Source organism: Ectobacillus polymachus, assembly GCF_048159605.1.
Classification (GTDB): Bacteria; Bacillota; Bacilli; order Bacillales; family Bacillaceae_G; genus Ectobacillus; species Ectobacillus polymachus.
The window spans coordinates 16459-34490 of the sequence record NZ_JBLREB010000008.1; the positions used below are offsets into that span (position 1 = coordinate 16459).

At 39.9% G+C, this 18032-nt stretch carries 16 protein-coding genes and 1 other annotated feature; all 16 genes read left to right on the plus strand.

Features of this window, described 5'->3' with window-relative positions; genetic code table 11:
• The first annotated feature begins 17 nt into the window (after window positions 1-17).
• The 16 genes from rpmG (at window position 18) to rplC (ending at window position 18018) form a co-directional block, all read left to right on the plus strand.
• On the plus strand, window positions 18-164 hold the full coding sequence (gene rpmG, locus ACM5BR_RS17750) for a 50S ribosomal protein L33 (protein WP_416829423.1): 147 nt from the start codon (window positions 18-20) through the stop codon (window positions 162-164).
• Between the two features lie 30 nt (window positions 165-194).
• A complete protein-coding gene (gene secE / locus ACM5BR_RS17755) occupies window positions 195-374 on the plus strand; it encodes a preprotein translocase subunit SecE (RefSeq protein ID WP_416829425.1) in 180 nt (59 codons plus the stop codon).
• 126 nt (window positions 375-500) lie between these two features.
• A complete protein-coding gene (gene nusG / locus ACM5BR_RS17760) occupies window positions 501-1034 on the plus strand; it encodes a transcription termination/antitermination protein NusG (RefSeq protein ID WP_416829426.1) in 534 nt (177 codons plus the stop codon).
• A 170-nt stretch (window positions 1035-1204) separates the two neighbouring features.
• The gene (gene rplK, locus ACM5BR_RS17765; protein WP_416829428.1) at window positions 1205-1630 is read left to right on the plus strand and encodes a 50S ribosomal protein L11; all 426 of its coding nucleotides are present in this window, start codon (window positions 1205-1207) and stop codon (window positions 1628-1630) included.
• Window positions 1631-1794: 164 nt separating this feature from the next.
• Window positions 1795-2487: a 50S ribosomal protein L1 gene (gene rplA / locus ACM5BR_RS17770; RefSeq protein ID WP_416829430.1), complete on the plus strand. Its 693-nt coding sequence runs from the start codon at window positions 1795-1797 to the stop codon at window positions 2485-2487.
• 47 nt (window positions 2488-2534) lie between these two features.
• Window positions 2535-2674 (plus strand) — a sequence feature (ribosomal protein L10 leader region).
• A 38-nt stretch (window positions 2675-2712) separates the two neighbouring features.
• Window positions 2713-3213 (plus strand): 50S ribosomal protein L10, encoded by a 501-nt coding sequence (gene rplJ / locus ACM5BR_RS17775; RefSeq protein WP_416829431.1) that lies wholly within the window; start codon window positions 2713-2715, stop codon window positions 3211-3213.
• Between the two features lie 58 nt (window positions 3214-3271).
• A complete protein-coding gene (gene rplL, locus ACM5BR_RS17780; RefSeq protein WP_416829433.1) occupies window positions 3272-3634 on the plus strand; it encodes a 50S ribosomal protein L7/L12 in 363 nt (120 codons plus the stop codon).
• 171 nt (window positions 3635-3805) lie between these two features.
• Entirely contained in the window at window positions 3806-4405 is a 600-nt protein-coding gene (locus ACM5BR_RS17785) for a class I SAM-dependent methyltransferase (protein WP_416829435.1), read from the plus strand.
• 256 nt (window positions 4406-4661) lie between these two features.
• On the plus strand, window positions 4662-8195 hold the full coding sequence (rpoB, locus tag ACM5BR_RS17790) for a DNA-directed RNA polymerase subunit beta (RefSeq protein WP_416829437.1): 3534 nt from the start codon (window positions 4662-4664) through the stop codon (window positions 8193-8195).
• A gap of 38 nt (window positions 8196-8233) precedes the next feature.
• Window positions 8234-11845 (plus strand): DNA-directed RNA polymerase subunit beta', encoded by a 3612-nt coding sequence (gene rpoC, locus ACM5BR_RS17795; protein ID WP_416829438.1) that lies wholly within the window; start codon window positions 8234-8236, stop codon window positions 11843-11845.
• 261 nt (window positions 11846-12106) lie between these two features.
• Entirely contained in the window at window positions 12107-12529 is a 423-nt protein-coding gene (gene rpsL, locus ACM5BR_RS17800; RefSeq protein ID WP_416829440.1) for a 30S ribosomal protein S12, read from the plus strand.
• Between the two features lie 31 nt (window positions 12530-12560).
• The gene (gene rpsG, locus ACM5BR_RS17805) at window positions 12561-13031 is read left to right on the plus strand and encodes a 30S ribosomal protein S7 (protein WP_416829441.1); all 471 of its coding nucleotides are present in this window, start codon (window positions 12561-12563) and stop codon (window positions 13029-13031) included.
• 204 nt (window positions 13032-13235) lie between these two features.
• Window positions 13236-15314 carry an elongation factor G gene (gene fusA / locus ACM5BR_RS17810; protein ID WP_416829443.1) on the plus strand — a complete coding sequence of 693 codons (2079 nt, stop codon included), beginning with the start codon at window positions 13236-13238 and terminating at the stop codon, window positions 15312-15314.
• Window positions 15315-15435: 121 nt separating this feature from the next.
• Window positions 15436-16623 (plus strand): elongation factor Tu, encoded by a 1188-nt coding sequence (gene tuf, locus ACM5BR_RS17815; protein WP_416829445.1) that lies wholly within the window; start codon window positions 15436-15438, stop codon window positions 16621-16623.
• Window positions 16624-17038: 415 nt separating this feature from the next.
• Complete coding sequence (gene rpsJ / locus ACM5BR_RS17820; RefSeq protein ID WP_416829447.1) at window positions 17039-17347, plus strand: 30S ribosomal protein S10; 309 nt, start codon at window positions 17039-17041, stop codon at window positions 17345-17347.
• 38 nt (window positions 17348-17385) lie between these two features.
• Window positions 17386-18018, plus strand: a complete 633-nt coding sequence (rplC, locus tag ACM5BR_RS17825; protein ID WP_416829449.1) for a 50S ribosomal protein L3 — start codon at window positions 17386-17388, stop codon at window positions 18016-18018.
• Window positions 18019-18032: the final 14 nt, after the last annotated feature.

Sequence of the window (18032 nt, forward strand, 5' to 3'; positions counted from 1 at the left end):
TGAGGTTGGTGTATCTTATGCGCAAAAAAATCATGCTTGCATGTTCACAATGTAATAGTAGAAATTACTCCACGATGAAAAATACGAGCTCAACAGAGCGTCTTGAAATGAAAAAGTTTTGTAAGGTATGTAATGCTCAAACAATTCATAAAGAAACAAAATAATAATGGTTATTCATATTGGAGGTTCCATAGATGCATTTGACTGACTTTTTTAGTAATGTAGGTCGTGAAATGAAGAAGGTAAGCTGGCCGAAAAGAAAGGAACTTTTCCGCTATACTCTTACAGTAATTGGCACTGTACTATTCTTTGCTGTGTTTTTTGCGTTTCTAGATATGGGTATTTCTTCATTAATTCGCTTAATACTTGAATAAAACCGCTATGTACATGATATAATGAATCGTATATGTACAGTATTGAGAGAAGCCCGGTAAACGGGTTTTTTCATTTGAGCAAAAATGCATAAGTGTCAGGGAGGGAAGGACGGCTGTCCTAACGGAATGGAAAAAAATTGGTTTGTGGTGCATACGTATTCTGGATACGAGAATAAGGTAAAAATGAATCTCGAAAAACGTGTTGAAACGATGAATATGCAAGATAAAATTTTCCGCGTTGTTGTGCCAGAGGAAATTGAAGTAGAAAAGAAGAATGGGAAAGAAAAGCTGATAAAGCGTAAAGTATTCCCAGGTTATGTACTCGTAGAAATCATTATGACAGATGATTCTTGGTATGTTGTACGTAACACTCCAGGTGTAACAGGCTTTGTTGGTTCAGCAGGATCTGGTTCTAAGCCAACACCTCTATTAGATGAAGAGGTTATTGGTATTCTCAAACATATGGATATTGAGAATGATAAAGTAGATTTTGATTTTGAAATGAAAGAAACGATTCGTGTGAAAGAAGGACCGTTTGCAAATTATACAGGTACCATTGAAGAAGTAGATAAAGAAAAGAAAAAGGTTACTGTATTGGTAGATATGTTCGGTCGTGAAACTCCAGTTGAGTTAGATTTTGCTCAAGTTGCGAAATTGTAAAAGAATATCTTGAAATGGTTAAAGAATAATGATATTATTTCTTAGTCAGACTGTCTTTAATCGGATACGATAGACATTATAATAATACTTTTATCTTCTAAAAGATAAAAGGTGTAAGTGGGAGGGCTAACGCCCATTTACCACATCACGGACTTAAGGAGGTGTGTCTCGTGGCTAAAAAGGTAATTAAAGTTGTAAAACTACAAATTCCTGCAGGTAAAGCAAACCCAGCTCCACCGGTTGGTCCGGCACTAGGACAAGCGGGTGTTAATATTATGGGATTCTGTAAAGAGTTTAACGCTCGTACAGCAGACCAAGCTGGTTTAATTATTCCTGTTGAGATCTCAGTTTTTGAAGATCGTTCTTTCACTTTTATTACGAAAACTCCGCCAGCTGCTGTTCTTCTTAAAGTAGCTACTGGAATTCAATCTGGTTCTGGTGAACCAAATAAGAAAAAAGTGGCAACGATTAAACGCGACAAAGTACGCGAAATTGCTGAACAAAAAATGCCTGATCTAAACGCTGCTAATGTAGAATCAGCTATGCGTATGGTTGAAGGTACTGCACGTAGCATGGGTATTGTTGTCGAAGATTAATTTGTTTTGCCTTGAACTAAAAAGAAGGTTGCGGGTCTTAACAATTCGCAACCTTTATTATCGTGATTGGTGAATTAACATGTAAGGATTCGCGTCTAATCCTAAATAAAGACGTATACGTGGGAGGTTATTCCGCTAAAACCACAATAAGGAGGAACTTCAAAATGGCAAAAAGAGGTAAAAAGTATCTAGAAGCTGCGAAGCTTGTAGATCGTTCAACTGCATACTCCGTTGCAGAAGCAATCGAGCTTGTTAAGAAAACAAACGTTGCTAAATTTGATGCAAGTGTAGAAGTTGCATTTCGTTTAGGTGTAGACCCTAAGAAAGCTGACCAACAAATCCGCGGTGCTGTAGTACTTCCGAACGGAACTGGTAAAACACAACGTGTATTGGTTTTCGCAAAGGGTGAAAAAGTGAAAGAAGCTGAAGCTGCTGGAGCTGACTACGTTGGAGATGCTGAATACATTGCAAAAATCCAACAAGGTTGGTTCGACTTTGATGTAGTAGTAGCAACTCCTGATATGATGGGTGAAGTTGGTAAATTAGGTCGTGTGCTTGGACCTAAAGGTTTAATGCCAAACCCTAAAACAGGTACTGTTACATTTGACGTAACAAAAGCAGTAAATGAGATCAAAGCTGGTAAAGTAGAATACCGCATTGATAAAGCCGGTAACATTAGTGTTCCAATCGGTAAAGTTTCTTTCGAAGATTCTAAACTTGTAGAAAACCTACAAACTATGTACGATACAATGGTTAAAGTAAAACCATCTGCTGCAAAAGGTACGTACATGAAAAATGTTTCTGTAGCATCTACAATGGGACCTGGTGTAAGAGTAGACGTTTCTACTTTTGCTTAATAAGAATGGTTGACTTCGTTAAGAAGTTTTAATATAATACTTGGTGTTGCAATTAAATATCTGTACCGTAGACAGTAGGTGCCAATGCGGCTTAATTTCCTACCGAGGTGTTGGAATAGAAACAGATTCGATCTGTATCCAAAAACCTCCATGCCTATGATAAACATGGAGGTTTTTCTATAACGCACGGTGTCGGTACAATCCAGTCCTACAGGAGGTGTAACGATGAATAACATTAAGGAAGCAAAGCAAGCAGTTGTATCTGAAATCACTACGAAGCTTCAAGAAAGTAAATCAACGGTAGTTGTAGATTATCGTGGATTAACTGTAGCTGAAGTAACAGAATTACGTAAGCAATTACGTGAAGCTGGCGTAGAGTTCAAAGTTTACAAAAACACATTAACTCGTCTTGCTGCAACAGAAGCTAACGTAACAGAATTGAACGAATTTCTAACAGGCCCTAACGCAATTGCATTCAGTAATGAAGATGTAGTTGCTCCTGCGAAAGTGCTTAATGATTTTGCGAAAGCTCATGAAGCATTAGAAATTAAAGCTGGTGTAATTGAAGGTAAAATCACAAGTGCAGCAGATGTGAAAGCAATCGCTGAACTTCCATCTCGCGAAGGATTACTTTCTATGTTGCTTAGTGTTCTTCAAGCTCCAATTCGCAACCTTGCACTTGCTGCAAAAGCTGTTGCTGATCAAAAAGAAGAACAAGGTGCTTAATTTTTCATTTTGTTTAAATGCGATTTGAATGATATGTAAATAAGGGAGGATATTTAAAATGACGAAAGAACAAATCATTGAAGCAGTTAAAAACATGACTGTATTAGAACTTAACGAATTAGTAAAAGCAATCGAAGAAGAATTCGGCGTAACTGCAGCTGCACCTGTAGCTGTTGTAGCTGGTGGCGGAGCTGCTGAAGCTGCTGAACAAACTGAATTTGAAGTAGTTCTTGCTGGCGCAGGCGCTCAAAAAATCAAGGTTATCAAAGTGGTTCGTGAAATCACTGGCCTTGGCTTGAAAGAAGCAAAAGCTCTTGTTGATGAAACTCCTAAATCAATCAAAGAAGGCGTTTCTAAAGAAGAAGCTGAAGAAATCAAAGCTAAACTTGAAGAAGTTGGAGCATCTGTTGAAGTTAAATAATTTCAATAATGCTTTGGTAGGAAAAGCTCGCTCTTTTGCGGGCTTTTTTTATACCATAAGAAATTTTATGATAGTCTTAAGGCTAAGCGGCCGGATCCGCTTTTCTTGGGATCTAGTCCCTCGGCTAACTGAACAAACCGGGTCCACTTTTCTTAAAAAGGAAGTGATTGTATGACTGAACATTATTTTTCAAATCAACCGACAAGTAAAAGTGAACGTCATAAATGGGATTTTCCCCTTCGTGGTCACTCGTTTACTTTCCTTTCCGATTACGGTGTTTTTTCAAAACGCGAGGTTGATTTTGGTTCTAGGTTACTAATTGAAACGTTTCAAGCCCCTGATGCACAAGGTTCATTTTTGGATGTTGGCTGTGGCTATGGCCCGATTGGTCTATCGATTGCAAAAGATTTTGGGTCAAGACAGGTCGACATGATTGATGTGAATGAACGCGCCTTACAACTTTCGAAGGAAAATGCCGCTCTGAATTCCATAGATAATGTTCGGATTTTTGCAAGTGATCTATATGCAAATGTGGAAGGTGAGTACGCAGCCATCTTATCAAACCCTCCTATTCGAGCGGGTAAGAAAACCGTTCATGAAATTTTAGTGAAGGCACATGACCATCTTATCTCTGGAGGAGAATTGTGGATTGTCATTCAAAAAAAACAAGGAGCACCGTCAGCTCTTGAAAAATTGAATGAAGTGTTTTCGTGTGTAGAAGTTGTTGCAAAGAAAAAAGGGTATTATATCATAAAATCAAAAAAATATTGACGGTAATTTTAGCATGTGATAAAATCATAAAATGCCAATATGTATTTTTGCAGGTTTTACACATGTATATTTTTCCATTTATCGGAAATGCTAGTAAAATCGGTACAGTCAGAAACAAAATGAATGGTTTTCTTTAAAGAAACCATTTTTCTTTTTTGCACGATATGAGATTCACATAGGAATGTGAATGCTTGCATTTGTGTTTTTTGCACATTTGTGCATTTATATAATACTCATGATTTGAGGGGTGAAGCAGTTGACAGGTCAACTAGTTCAATACGGACGCCACCGCCAACGAAGAAGTTATGCCCGTATTAATGAAGTATTAGAGTTACCAAATCTTATTGAAATTCAAACCTCTTCATATCAATGGTTTCTTGATGTGGGTTTGCGAGAAATGTTCCAGGATATCTCTCCAATTGAGGACTTCACAGGAAATCTATCTCTTGAATTCATTGACTACAGTTTAGGTGAACCGAAGTACTCAGTACCAGAATGTAAAGAGCGTGATGTTACATACGCTGCGCCGCTTCGGGTAAAGGTACGTCTTATCAATAAAGAGACTGGTGAAGTGAAGGAACAAGACGTGTTCATGGGTGATTTCCCATTAATGACAGAAACAGGGACATTTATGATCAACGGAGCAGAACGTGTTATCGTTTCTCAGCTTGTTCGTTCTCCTAGTGTATACTTTAACGGAAAAATTGATAAAAACGGCAAACATGGCTTCACAGCTACTGTGATCCCAAACCGCGGTGCATGGCTAGAATATGAAACGGATGCTAAGGACGTAGTTTATGTGCGAATTGATCGTACACGTAAACTTCCTGTAACTGTGTTATTACGTGCTCTTGGATTTGGATCCGATCAAGAAATCGTTGATCTTATAGGTGAAAACGAGTACTTGCGCAACACGTTAGACAAAGATAACACAGATAGTACAGATAAGGCGTTGCTCGAAATCTATGAGCGCTTACGCCCAGGTGAACCTCCTACAGTGGAAAATGCAAAGAGTTTACTTGTTTCACGTTTCTTTGATCCAAAGCGCTATGACTTAGCCAATGTAGGACGTTACAAAATTAATAAAAAGCTACACATAAAAAATAGACTATTTAACCAAACGCTTGCAGAAACACTCGCTGATCCTGAAACGGGTGAAATTCTAGCAACGGAAGGAACAATACTAGATCGTCGTACATTAGACCGTATATTGCCGGCTTTAGAGAAAAACATCGGCTTTAAAACGGCAAGACCTAACGGCGGGGTAGTAGAAGAAGATGTTACCTTACAATCTATTAAGATTTTCGCTCCGGATGGAGAGAATGAACTAATCTTGAATGTAATTGGTAATGGTAATGTGGAACGAGAAATTAAGCATATTACACCTGCTGATATTATTGCATCTATTAGTTATTTCTTTGATTTACTATACAAAGTCGGAGATACAGATGATATCGATCACTTAGGAAATCGTCGTCTTCGCTCTGTTGGAGAACTATTACAAAACCAATTCCGCATTGGGCTTTCTCGTATGGAACGTGTTGTTCGTGAAAGAATGTCAATCCAAGATACGAATGCAATTACACCGCAAGCTTTAATTAATATTCGCCCTGTTATTGCATCTATTAAAGAATTCTTTGGAAGCTCACAGCTTTCGCAATTCATGGACCAAACGAATCCTCTTGCTGAATTAACACATAAACGTCGTCTTTCTGCACTAGGACCTGGGGGTCTGACTCGTGAACGCGCAGGCTTTGAAGTACGTGACGTTCACTATTCTCACTATGGTCGTATGTGTCCGATTGAAACGCCGGAAGGTCCGAACATCGGTTTGATTAACTCATTGTCTTCTTTTGCGAAGGTAAATGAATTCGGATTTATTGAAACACCGTATCGTCGTGTTGATCCAGAAACAGGACGTGTAACCGGTCATGTTGATTACTTAACAGCGGATGAAGAAGATAACTATGTAGTTGCACAAGCAAATATGTTACTTAACGAAAATGGAGAATTCATTGATGATGATATTATTGCACGTTTCCGCGGTGAGAACATCGTAACAAAACGTGAGCGTATCGATTACATGGACGTATCTCCAAAGCAAGTAGTATCTGCTGCAACGGCTTGTATTCCGTTCTTAGAAAACGATGACTCTAACCGTGCATTGATGGGAGCGAACATGCAACGTCAAGCGGTTCCTTTGTTAAACCCAGAATCACCTATCGTAGGTACAGGTATGGAATACGTATCTGCAAAAGACTCAGGGGCTGCTGTTATTTGTAAGCATCCTGGTATTGTAGAACGCGTAGAAGCGAAGGAAGTTTGGGTTCGTCGTTACGAAGAAGTGGATGGCCAAATGGTCAAAGGAAACTTAGATCGTTACAGAATGCTTAAATTTATCCGTTCTAACCAAGGAACTTGCTACAATCAACGCCCAATCGTTAGTGTTGGTGATCGCGTTGTGAAGGGTGAAATTCTTGCTGACGGTCCTTCCATGGAAAAAGGTGAACTTGCGCTTGGACGTAATGTTCTCGTAGGCTTCATGACATGGGAAGGATATAACTATGAAGATGCGATTATCATGAGTGAACGACTTGTCAAAGATGATGTGTATACATCTGTTCATATTGAAGAATATGAATCAGAAGCGCGTGACACAAAACTTGGACCTGAAGAAATCACACGTGATATTCCGAACGTAGGGGAAGATGCACTTCGTCACTTAGACGAACGCGGCATTATCCGTATTGGAGCTGAAGTGAAGGATGGGGATCTTCTTGTAGGTAAGGTAACGCCAAAAGGTGTAACAGAGTTAACTGCAGAAGAACGTCTTTTACATGCTATCTTTGGTGAAAAAGCTCGTGAAGTACGTGATACTTCCTTACGTGTACCGCATGGCGGCGGGGGTATCGTTCTTGATGTGAAGGTATTCAACCGTGAAGACGGGGATGAGCTTCCACCAGGGGTAAATCAACTCGTTCGTGTATATATTGTACAAAAACGTAAAATTCGTGCCGGTGATAAGATGGCCGGACGTCATGGTAACAAAGGGGTTATTTCGCGAATCTTACCTGAAGAAGATATGCCGTATCTTCCAGATGGTACACCAATTGATATCATGTTAAACCCACTTGGCGTACCTTCTCGTATGAACATCGGGCAAGTTCTAGAGCTTCATTTAGGTATGGCTGCTCGTCGTCTTGGTCTTCATGTTGCAACACCAGTATTTGATGGTGCTCGTGAAGAAGATGTTTGGTCAACAATTGAAGAAGCTGGTATGGCTCGCGATGCGAAGACACTTCTTTATGATGGTCGAACAGGTGAACCATTTGATAATCGTGTATCAGTTGGTATTATGTACATGATCAAACTTGCTCACATGGTTGATGATAAATTACATGCTCGTTCTACGGGACCATATTCACTAGTAACACAACAGCCTCTTGGAGGTAAAGCTCAGTTTGGTGGACAACGTTTTGGGGAAATGGAAGTTTGGGCTCTTGAAGCATACGGAGCAGCTTATACGCTTCAAGAAATTTTAACTGTGAAATCTGATGATGTAGTTGGTCGTGTGAAAACATACGAAAGCATCGTGAAAGGTGAAAATGTACCTGAGCCAGGGGTTCCAGAATCATTTAAAGTATTAATTAAGGAACTTCAAAGTTTAGGTATGGATGTTAAAATGATGTCCAGTGATGATAAAGAGATTGAAATGCGTGACATCGATGAAGATGACGATCATCAATCTGCCGATAAGTTAAGTATCGAAGTTGAATCAACGAAAGAATAATTGGGTATAACCTGTAGATTAAAAGGGAGGTAGGCCCCTTGATAGACGTAAACAACTTTGACTATATGAAGATTGGACTTGCATCACCTGATAAGATTCGTTCTTGGTCACATGGTGAAGTCAAAAAACCAGAAACAATTAATTATCGTACGTTAAAACCTGAAAAAGACGGTTTGTTCTGCGAACGCATTTTCGGTCCTACAAAGGACTGGGAATGCCATTGCGGAAAATATAAACGTGTTCGCTATAAGGGAGTCGTATGTGACCGATGTGGAGTAGAAGTTACACGCGCCAAGGTTCGCCGTGAGCGTATGGGTCATATCGAACTTGCAGCTCCTGTATCTCACATTTGGTACTTTAAAGGTATTCCAAGTCGTATGGGTCTTGTATTAGATATGTCTCCTCGTGCGTTAGAGGAAATTATCTATTTCGCATCCTATGTTGTAACAGATACAGCAGATACATCTCTAGAGAAGAAACAACTATTGTCTGAGAAAGAATACCGCGCATATCGCGAAAGATACGGAAATACATTCCAAGCATCTATGGGTGCAGAAGCAATTAAAAAGCTATTAAAAGATGTTGACTTGGAAAAGGAAGTCGACTTCTTAAAAGAAGAACTAAAAACAGCACAAGGTCAACGCCGTACACGTGCTATTAAACGTCTTGAAGTGCTAGAAGCATTCCGTGGTTCTGGAAATGAACCATCTTGGATGGTTTTAGATGTGCTTCCGGTTATACCTCCGGAACTTCGTCCAATGGTTCAACTAGACGGTGGACGTTTTGCTACTTCCGATTTAAACGATTTATATCGCCGTGTTATTAATCGTAACAATCGTTTAAAACGTCTGCTTGATTTAGGGGCACCTGGCATTATTGTTCAAAACGAAAAACGTATGCTACAAGAAGCAGTTGACGCTTTAATTGATAATGGTCGTCGCGGTCGTCCTGTAACGGGACCTGGTAACCGTCCATTAAAATCTCTTTCTCATATGTTGAAAGGGAAGCAAGGACGTTTCCGTCAAAACTTGCTTGGTAAACGTGTTGACTACTCTGGTCGTTCTGTAATCGTTGTAGGACCTAGCCTACGCATGTACCAATGCGGTCTACCGAAAGAAATGGCGATTGAGCTATTTAAGCCTTTCGTAATGAAAGAGCTTGTAGCGAAAGGATTAGCACATAACATTAAGAGTGCAAAACGAAAAATTGAACGCCTATCACCTGATATTTGGGATGTTCTTGAATCGGTTATTAAAGAGCACCCAGTACTATTAAACCGTGCTCCGACTCTTCACCGTCTCGGTATTCAGGCTTTCGAACCGACGCTTGTAGAGGGCCGTGCAATCCGTCTTCATCCGCTTGTATGTACTGCATACAACGCTGACTTTGATGGAGACCAAATGGCATGTCACGTTCCGCTTTCATCAGAAGCACAAGCTGAAGCACGTATGCTTATGCTTGCTGCACAAAACATCTTAAATCCGAAAGACGGAAAACCAGTTGTTACGCCGTCTCAAGATATGGTATTAGGAAACTATTACTTAACGATGGAGCGTGCTGGAGCAATTGGTGAAGGTATGGTATTTAAAGATATAAACGAAGCGCTGCTTGCTTACCATAATGGATATGTACATTTCCATACTCGTATCGCAGTAGCTGCTAGTTCTGTAAATAACGAAACATTTACAGAAGAACAAAACGGAATGTTATTATTAACAACCGTAGGTAAATTGATCTTCAATGAAATATTACCGGAATCTTTCCCTTACATTAATGAACCGACGAAAGTAAACTTAGAAAAAGAAACACCTGCTAAGTACTTCGTTCCTAAAGGTGCAGATGTAAAAGCAATCATTGCAGAGCGGGAAGAAGTAACACCATTTAAGAAGAAAATCTTAGGAAATATTATTGCCGAAGTATTTAAACGTTTCAAAATTACCGAAACGTCTTGCATGCTTGACCGCATGAAAAATCTCGGATTTAAATATTCCACTAAAGCTGGTATTACAGTTGGTGTGGCAGACATCGTCGTATTAGGTGAAAAGGAACAAATTCTACACGAAGCTCAGATTAAAGTTGATTCCGTTACGAAGCAGTTCCGCCGTGGTTTAATTACCGAAGAAGAACGCTACGATCGTGTCGTATCGATTTGGAGTAACGCCAAGGATGTTATCCAAGGAAAACTAATGAAATCCTTGCATAAACGGAACCCAATCTTTATGATGAGTGATTCTGGAGCCCGTGGTAACGCCTCTAACTTTACGCAACTTGCTGGTATGCGTGGTTTGATGGCTAACCCATCTGGACGTATCATTGAACTTCCAATTAAGTCAAGTTTCCGTGAAGGATTGACAGTACTTGAATACTTCATATCTACACACGGTGCTCGTAAAGGTCTTGCCGATACAGCACTTAAAACGGCCGACTCTGGTTACTTAACACGTCGTCTTGTAGACGTAGCACAGGATGTTATTGTTCGTGAGGATGACTGTGGTACAGACAAAGGCTTACTTGTTCATGCAATTAAAGAAGGCAATGAAGTAATTGAATCTCTATATGATCGTCTTGTAGGCCGCTTTGCAAGAAGAACTGTAAAGCACCCAGAAACGCAAGAAATTATCGTAAGAGAAAACGAGCTTATTACAGAAGATATTGCAACTCAAATTGATGAAGCGGGCATTCAAAACGTGCATATTCGCTCTGCGTTTACATGTAACACACGCCATGGGGTTTGTAAGAAATGTTACGGACGTAACTTGGCTACAGGTACAGATGTAGAAGTAGGGGAAGCAGTTGGTATTATTGCTGCCCAATCAATCGGTGAACCAGGTACACAGTTGACAATGCGTACGTTCCATACAGGCGGCGTTGCCGGAGACGATATTACGCAAGGTTTACCGCGTATTCAAGAAATATTTGAAGCTCGTAATCCGAAAGGGCAAGCGGTCATTACGGAAATTGATGGTACGATAGCAGCGATCAATGAAGTGAAGGATCGTCTGGAAGTAGCCGTACAGGGCGAAGTTGAAACTCGTACGTATACCGTTCCTTATGGAGCTCGTATGAAAGTTACAGAAGGACAGATGGTTCATCATGGAGATGAGCTAACAGAAGGTTCTATCGATCCGAAGGAATTGTTAAAGGTATCAGATATTACAACTGTTCAAGAATACCTATTGCACGAAGTACAAAAAGTATATCGTATGCAAGGGGTAGAAATTGGTGATAAGCACGTTGAAGTTATGGTACGCCAAATGCTTCGCAAAGTACGTGTTATGGATGCTGGTGAAACAGATGTATTACCAGGTACATTGCTTGATATTCACCAATTTACAGATGCAAACGAAAAAGTATTGCTAGAAGGAAAACAACCGGCAACAGCTCGTCCAATTCTTCTAGGTATAACGAAAGCTTCACTCGAAACAGATTCATTCTTGTCTGCAGCTTCATTCCAAGAAACAACTCGTGTTCTTACTGATGCAGCAATTAAAGGAAAACGCGATGAACTTCTTGGACTTAAGGAAAATGTTATCATTGGTAAGCTTGTTCCTGCCGGTACTGGTATGAGCCGTTACCGTAAGATTTCGCTTACAAAGCAGTCTCCTGAAGAAGCAAACGAACAAAATGATGAAGTTTATGTAGAAAATTAATCGGTTTTGAATAAAATTTGAGTAATTTCCTATTGTAGTAGTTGACATTTTATAAATCAAAATGTTAATATAAGCAAGGTTGCTCTTAAAAGGTATTATTACTAGGATAAGAGCAAAACGCTTCGATGCAATTTAAAATCAGTTTAAACTGTTTTTGTGAGGAAGAGGATTCCCCTCTTCTTTGCAAAAACTTTGTTTTGAACTATTAATGAACCACCTGGATGTGTGGTCTTAAAAAATGATGTGAAGGGAGGATGAACCATGCCTACTATTAACCAACTAGTTAGAAAAGGTCGTACTGATAAAGTATGGAAATCCAAATCACCTGCGTTAAACAAAGGATTTAACTCTTTGAAGAAGAAAGCAACTGACTTGGCTGCACCACAAAAGCGCGGTGTATGTACTCGTGTTGGTACAATGACTCCAAAGAAACCGAACTCAGCGCTTCGTAAATACGCTCGTGTACGTTTAACAAATGGTATTGAAGTTACAGCTTATATCCCAGGTATCGGCCATAACTTACAAGAACACAGCGTTGTACTTATTCGCGGTGGTCGTGTAAAGGACTTACCAGGGGTACGTTATCATATCGTCCGCGGTGCGCTTGATACAGCTGGTGTAACAAACCGTGCTCAAGGACGCTCTAAATATGGTACTAAGAGACCGAAAGCTGCTAAGAAATAATATAACTTTTGAATGAAAGGAGGAAATATACATGCCTCGTAAAGGACCTGTCTCAAAAAGAGACGTATTACCAGATCCAATTTACAATTCAAAGCTTGTAACTCGTCTTATCAATAAAATGATGATCGACGGTAAAAAAGGTACTTCCCAAGCAATTCTTTATAGCTCATTTGACATCGTTCGTGAACGTACTAATAAAGATCCTATGGAAGTATTCGAACAAGCTCTTAAAAATATCATGCCTGTACTTGAAGTTCGTGCTCGTCGTGTTGGGGGTGCTAACTACCAAGTTCCTGTAGAAGTTCGTCCAGAACGTCGTACTACTTTAGGACTTCGTTGGTTAGTAAACTACGCTAGACTTCGTGGTGAAAAGACAATGGAAGAACGTCTTGCAAACGAAATTCTTGATGCTGCTAACAACTCTGGTGCATCTGTAAAGAAACGCGAAGATACGCACAAAATGGCTGAAGCAAACAAAGCGTTTGCTCACTATCGTTGGTAATTCATATAATGTAATTTATTTGCTCAAAAGCTGCCAACTCTCGTTCATCAAGGTAGAGTGGAAAAGAAATTTTTCACTCTTCAATGAACGTCTTACATAACGGAGATGTTTTTTGATATACTTACGATGTGTAATGAGAATGGCAGCTTTTATGCTAGCAACTAAAAAAATCCAATCCACTAATAGGAAGGAGAAAAACATCACATGACAAGAGAGTTCTCCTTAAATAACACTCGTAATATTGGTATCATGGCTCACATCGATGCTGGTAAGACGACTACAACTGAGCGTATTTTGTTCTACACTGGTCGCGTACATAAGATCGGTGAAGTTCATGAAGGCGCTGCAACGATGGACTGGATGGAGCAAGAGCAAGAACGTGGTATCACAATCACGTCTGCTGCTACAACAGCTCAATGGAAAGGCCATCGTGTTAACATCATCGATACTCCTGGACACGTAGACTTTACAGTAGAAGTTGAACGTTCATTGCGCGTACTTGATGGTGCAGTAGCAGTACTTGATGCACAATCTGGTGTTGAACCGCAAACTGAAACAGTTTGGCGCCAAGCAACAACTTATGGAGTACCACGTATCGTGTTTGTCAACAAAATGGACAAAATCGGTGCGGATTTCTTATACTCTGTAGGAACAATCCATGATCGTCTTCAAGCAAATGCTCATCCAATCCAACTACCAATTGGTGCGGAAGATCAATTCCAAGCAATCATTGACTTAGTAGAAATGAAAGCTCATTTCTATACGAATGATTTAGGCACTGATATTCAAGAGAGAGAAATCCCTGAAGAATATCTTGAAAAAGCAGAAGAACTTCGCGGCTCTCTAATTGAAGCGCTTGCTGATCATGATGAAGAGCTTATGATGAAGTATCTTGAAGGTGAAGAAATTACGGTTGAAGAATTAAAAGCTGCAATCCGTAAAGCTACTCTAAGTGTAGAATTCTTCCCTGTGGTTGTTGGATCTGCCTTTAAAAACAAAGGTGTTCAATTAATGCTTGATGCAGTAATCGATTATTTACCATCACCAATCGACGTACCTGCAATTAAAGGTACACTTCCTGATAGCGAAGAGGAAGTAACACGTCCTGCTGATGATGAAGGTCCATTCTCTGCATTAGCATTTAAAATCATGACTGATCCATATGTAGGTAAATTAACATTCTTCCGTGTATACTCAGGTAAAGCGGAAGCTGGTTCTTACGTTATTAACTCTACAAAAGGTAAGCGTGAACGTTTAGGTCGTATCTTACAAATGCATGCAAACGCTCGTAAAGAGATTTCTGTATGTTACTCAGGTGACATCGCTGCTGCTGTAGGATTAAAAGATACTACTACTGGGGATACATTATGTGACGAAAAGAATCAAGTAATTCTTGAATCTATGGTATTCCCTGAACCAGTTATCTCTGTAGCTATCGAACCTAAATCAAAAGCTGACCAAGATAAAATGGGTACAGCTCTTGTTAAGCTTTCAGAAGAAGATCCAACATTCCGTGCTCATACTGATCAAGAAACAGGTCAAACGATCATTTCTGGTATGGGTGAACTTCACCTTGACATTATCGTTGACCGTATGCGTCGCGAATTCAAAGTAGAAGCAAATGTGGGTGCACCTCAAGTAGCTTACCGTGAAACATTCCGTGCAGCTGCACGAGTTGAAGGTAAGTTTGCTCGTCAATCCGGTGGTCGTGGACAATTTGGTCACGTTTGGATTGAATTCGAACCGAATGAAGAAGGTAAGGGCTTCGAATTTGCTAACAAAATTGTCGGTGGGGTTGTTCCTCGTGAATACATTCCTGCGGTACAAGCTGGTTTAGAAGATTCACTTAAGAATGGTGTTCTTGCTGGTTATCCACTAGTAGACGTGAAAGCTGCATTAGTAGACGGATCTTATCATGATGTCGATTCATCTGAAATGGCATTTAAGATCGCTGCTTCTATGGCACTTAAGGCTGGCGCTTCTAAATGTAAACCAGTTCTTCTTGAACCAACGATGAAGGTTGAAGTAGTAATCCCTGATGAATACCTAGGTGACATCATGGGTGATATTACATCTCGTCGTGGACGCGTTGAAGGTATGGATGCTCGTGGTAATGCACAAGTAGTTCGTGCAATGGTTCCACTTTCTGAAATGTTTGGTTATGCAACGGCCCTACGTTCTAATACGCAAGGACGCGGAACATTCTCAATGGTATTTGACCATTATGAAGAAGTTCCAAAGAGCATTTCTGAAGAAATCATTAAGAAAAATAAAGGAGAATAATTGATTTTTATCAATTGTTCCAGTATAAATACTATATGTAAGCCTAGGATGCGGAGTGGCAACCGCCTTCTCCGCATTCTATCCTATATAAAAATAGTGATAAATTAAGGAGGATATTATAATGGCTAAAGCTAAATACGATCGTTCTAAACCCCATGTTAACATTGGTACAATCGGACACGTTGACCATGGTAAAACAACTTTAACTGCAGCAATCACAACTGTACTTTCTAAAGTAGGTGGAGCAGAAGCTCGTGCTTACGATCAAATCGACGGTGCACCAGAAGAAAGAGAACGTGGTATCACAATCTCTACTGCACACGTAGAATACGAAACTGAAACTCGTCACTATGCACACGTTGACTGCCCAGGACATGCTGACTATGTTAAGAACATGATCACTGGTGCTGCTCAAATGGACGGAGCTATCCTAGTAGTATCTGCTGCTGATGGCCCAATGCCACAAACTCGTGAACACATCCTTCTTTCTCGTCAAGTAGGTGTTCCTTACATCGTAGTATTCATGAACAAATGTGACATGGTTGACGATGAAGAATTACTAGAACTAGTTGAAATGGAAATTCGTGATCTATTATCTGAATACGATTTCCCTGGCGATGACATTCCTGTTATTAAGGGTTCTGCTCTTAAAGCTCTTGAAGGCGAACCTGAATGGGAAGAAAAAATCCATGAATTAATGGCTGAAGTTGACTCTTATATCCCAACTCCAGTTCGTGAAACTGACAAACCTTTCTTAATGCCAATTGAAGATGTATTCTCTATCACTGGTCGTGGAACAGTTGCTACAGGCCGTGTAGAACGTGGTACAGTTAAAGTTGGTGACGTTGTAGAAATTATCGGTCTACAAGAAGAAAACAAATCTACTACTGTAACAGGTGTAGAAATGTTCCGTAAGCTTCTTGACCAAGCTCAAGCTGGAGACAACATCGGTGCACTTCTTCGTGGAGTTGCTCGTGAAGATATCCAACGTGGACAAGTTCTTGCTAAAACAGGTTCTGTTAAAGCTCACTCTAAATTTAAAGCACAAGTTTACGTTCTATCTAAAGAAGAAGGTGGACGTCATACTCCATTCTTCTCAAACTATCGCCCACAATTCTATTTCCGTACAACTGACGTAACTGGAATCATCCAATTACCAGAAGGCGTTGAAATGGTAATGCCTGGCGATAACATTGAAATGACTGTAGAACTTATCGCTCCTATCGCTGTTGAAGAAGGAACTAAGTTCTCTATCCGTGAAGGTGGCCGTACAGTAGGCGCTGGAGCAGTTGCAACAATCATGGAATAATTCAAACGAAAAAAAGCTTAGAGCATATTGTTCTAAGCTTTTTTTATTTGAATAAATTTGTGGACATTCTTACTTCCTGGCTAACGGCTATGGAAGTTTTTTTATTAGATTTTTATCAGCTGAGTAACGAAATAGACATGGATCAAATTGCAAAAAAAATCTCATGCTCTAAGATTGATTTGCTGGCTTGAAATCATGATTCCCTCCATGTATAATAGTTAAAGTGTTCAATAAAGAAAAGATCTATATTTTAGTTGCTTCTTTAGATATTTTAGAGTATAATTTAAATGTTGGTCTTTGACTGCGTTGAAGTGGAAGGTTACCGACACACCCGGCCGCTTTGCCATGGCGCGTGTGAGGAAAATTTCCATGGAGAATGTCTATTTTAAAAATAGGCGAAGAAGGAGGGAAAATAATGGCAAAAGAAAAGATTCGCATTCGTTTAAAAGCATACGATCATCGCATTCTTGATCGTTCTGCGGAGAAAATTGTAGAAACTGCAAAACGTTCTGGTGCAACGGTATCAGGTCCGATTCCGTTACCAACTGAAAAGTCTGTATATACAATTCTTCGTGCTGTGCATAAGTACAAAGATTCTCGTGAGCAGTTTGAAATGCGCACGCATAAACGCTTAATCGACATCGTGAACCCTACTCCACAAACTGTAGATTCACTTATGCGTTTAGATCTACCGTCTGGTGTAGATATCGAAATCAAACTATAAATGAAATAAAATTTAAATTTTAGCAGGAGGTGTGACTCATGACTAAAGGAATCTTAGGAAGAAAGATCGGAATGACTCAAGTATTTGTTGAAAACGGAGAGTTAGTACCAGTAACAGTTATCGAAGCTGCTCCAAACGTAGTTCTTCAAAAGAAAACTACGGAAACTGATGGCTATAACGCTATTCAATTAGGTGTAGACGACAAACGTGAAAAGCTTGCTAACAAACCAGAAGCAGGACATGCGAAAAAAGCAAATACTGCTCCTAAGCGCTTCATTCGCGAATTGCGCGATGCTAACGTTGATGAGTACGAAGTTGGTCAAGAGGTTAAGGTAGAAATTTTCGCACAAGGCGATAAAGTAGATGTAATCGGTACATCAAAAGGTAAAGGGTTCCAAGGTCCTATCAAACGCCACGGACAATCACGTGGACCTATGGCTCACGGATCTCGTTACCATCGTCGTCCAGGTTCAATGGGACCTGTTGCTCCAAACCGTGTATTCAAAGGTAAAAAACTTGCAGGACGTATGGGCGGAGTACAAATTACTGTACAAAATCTAGAAATCGTAAAAGTAGATGCTGAACGCAACCTACTTTTAATTAAAGGTAATGTTCCAGGTGCTAAAAAGTCATTCGTGGTTATCGAAAGCACTGTTAAGGCTGGAAAATAAAAAATAGAAAGGAG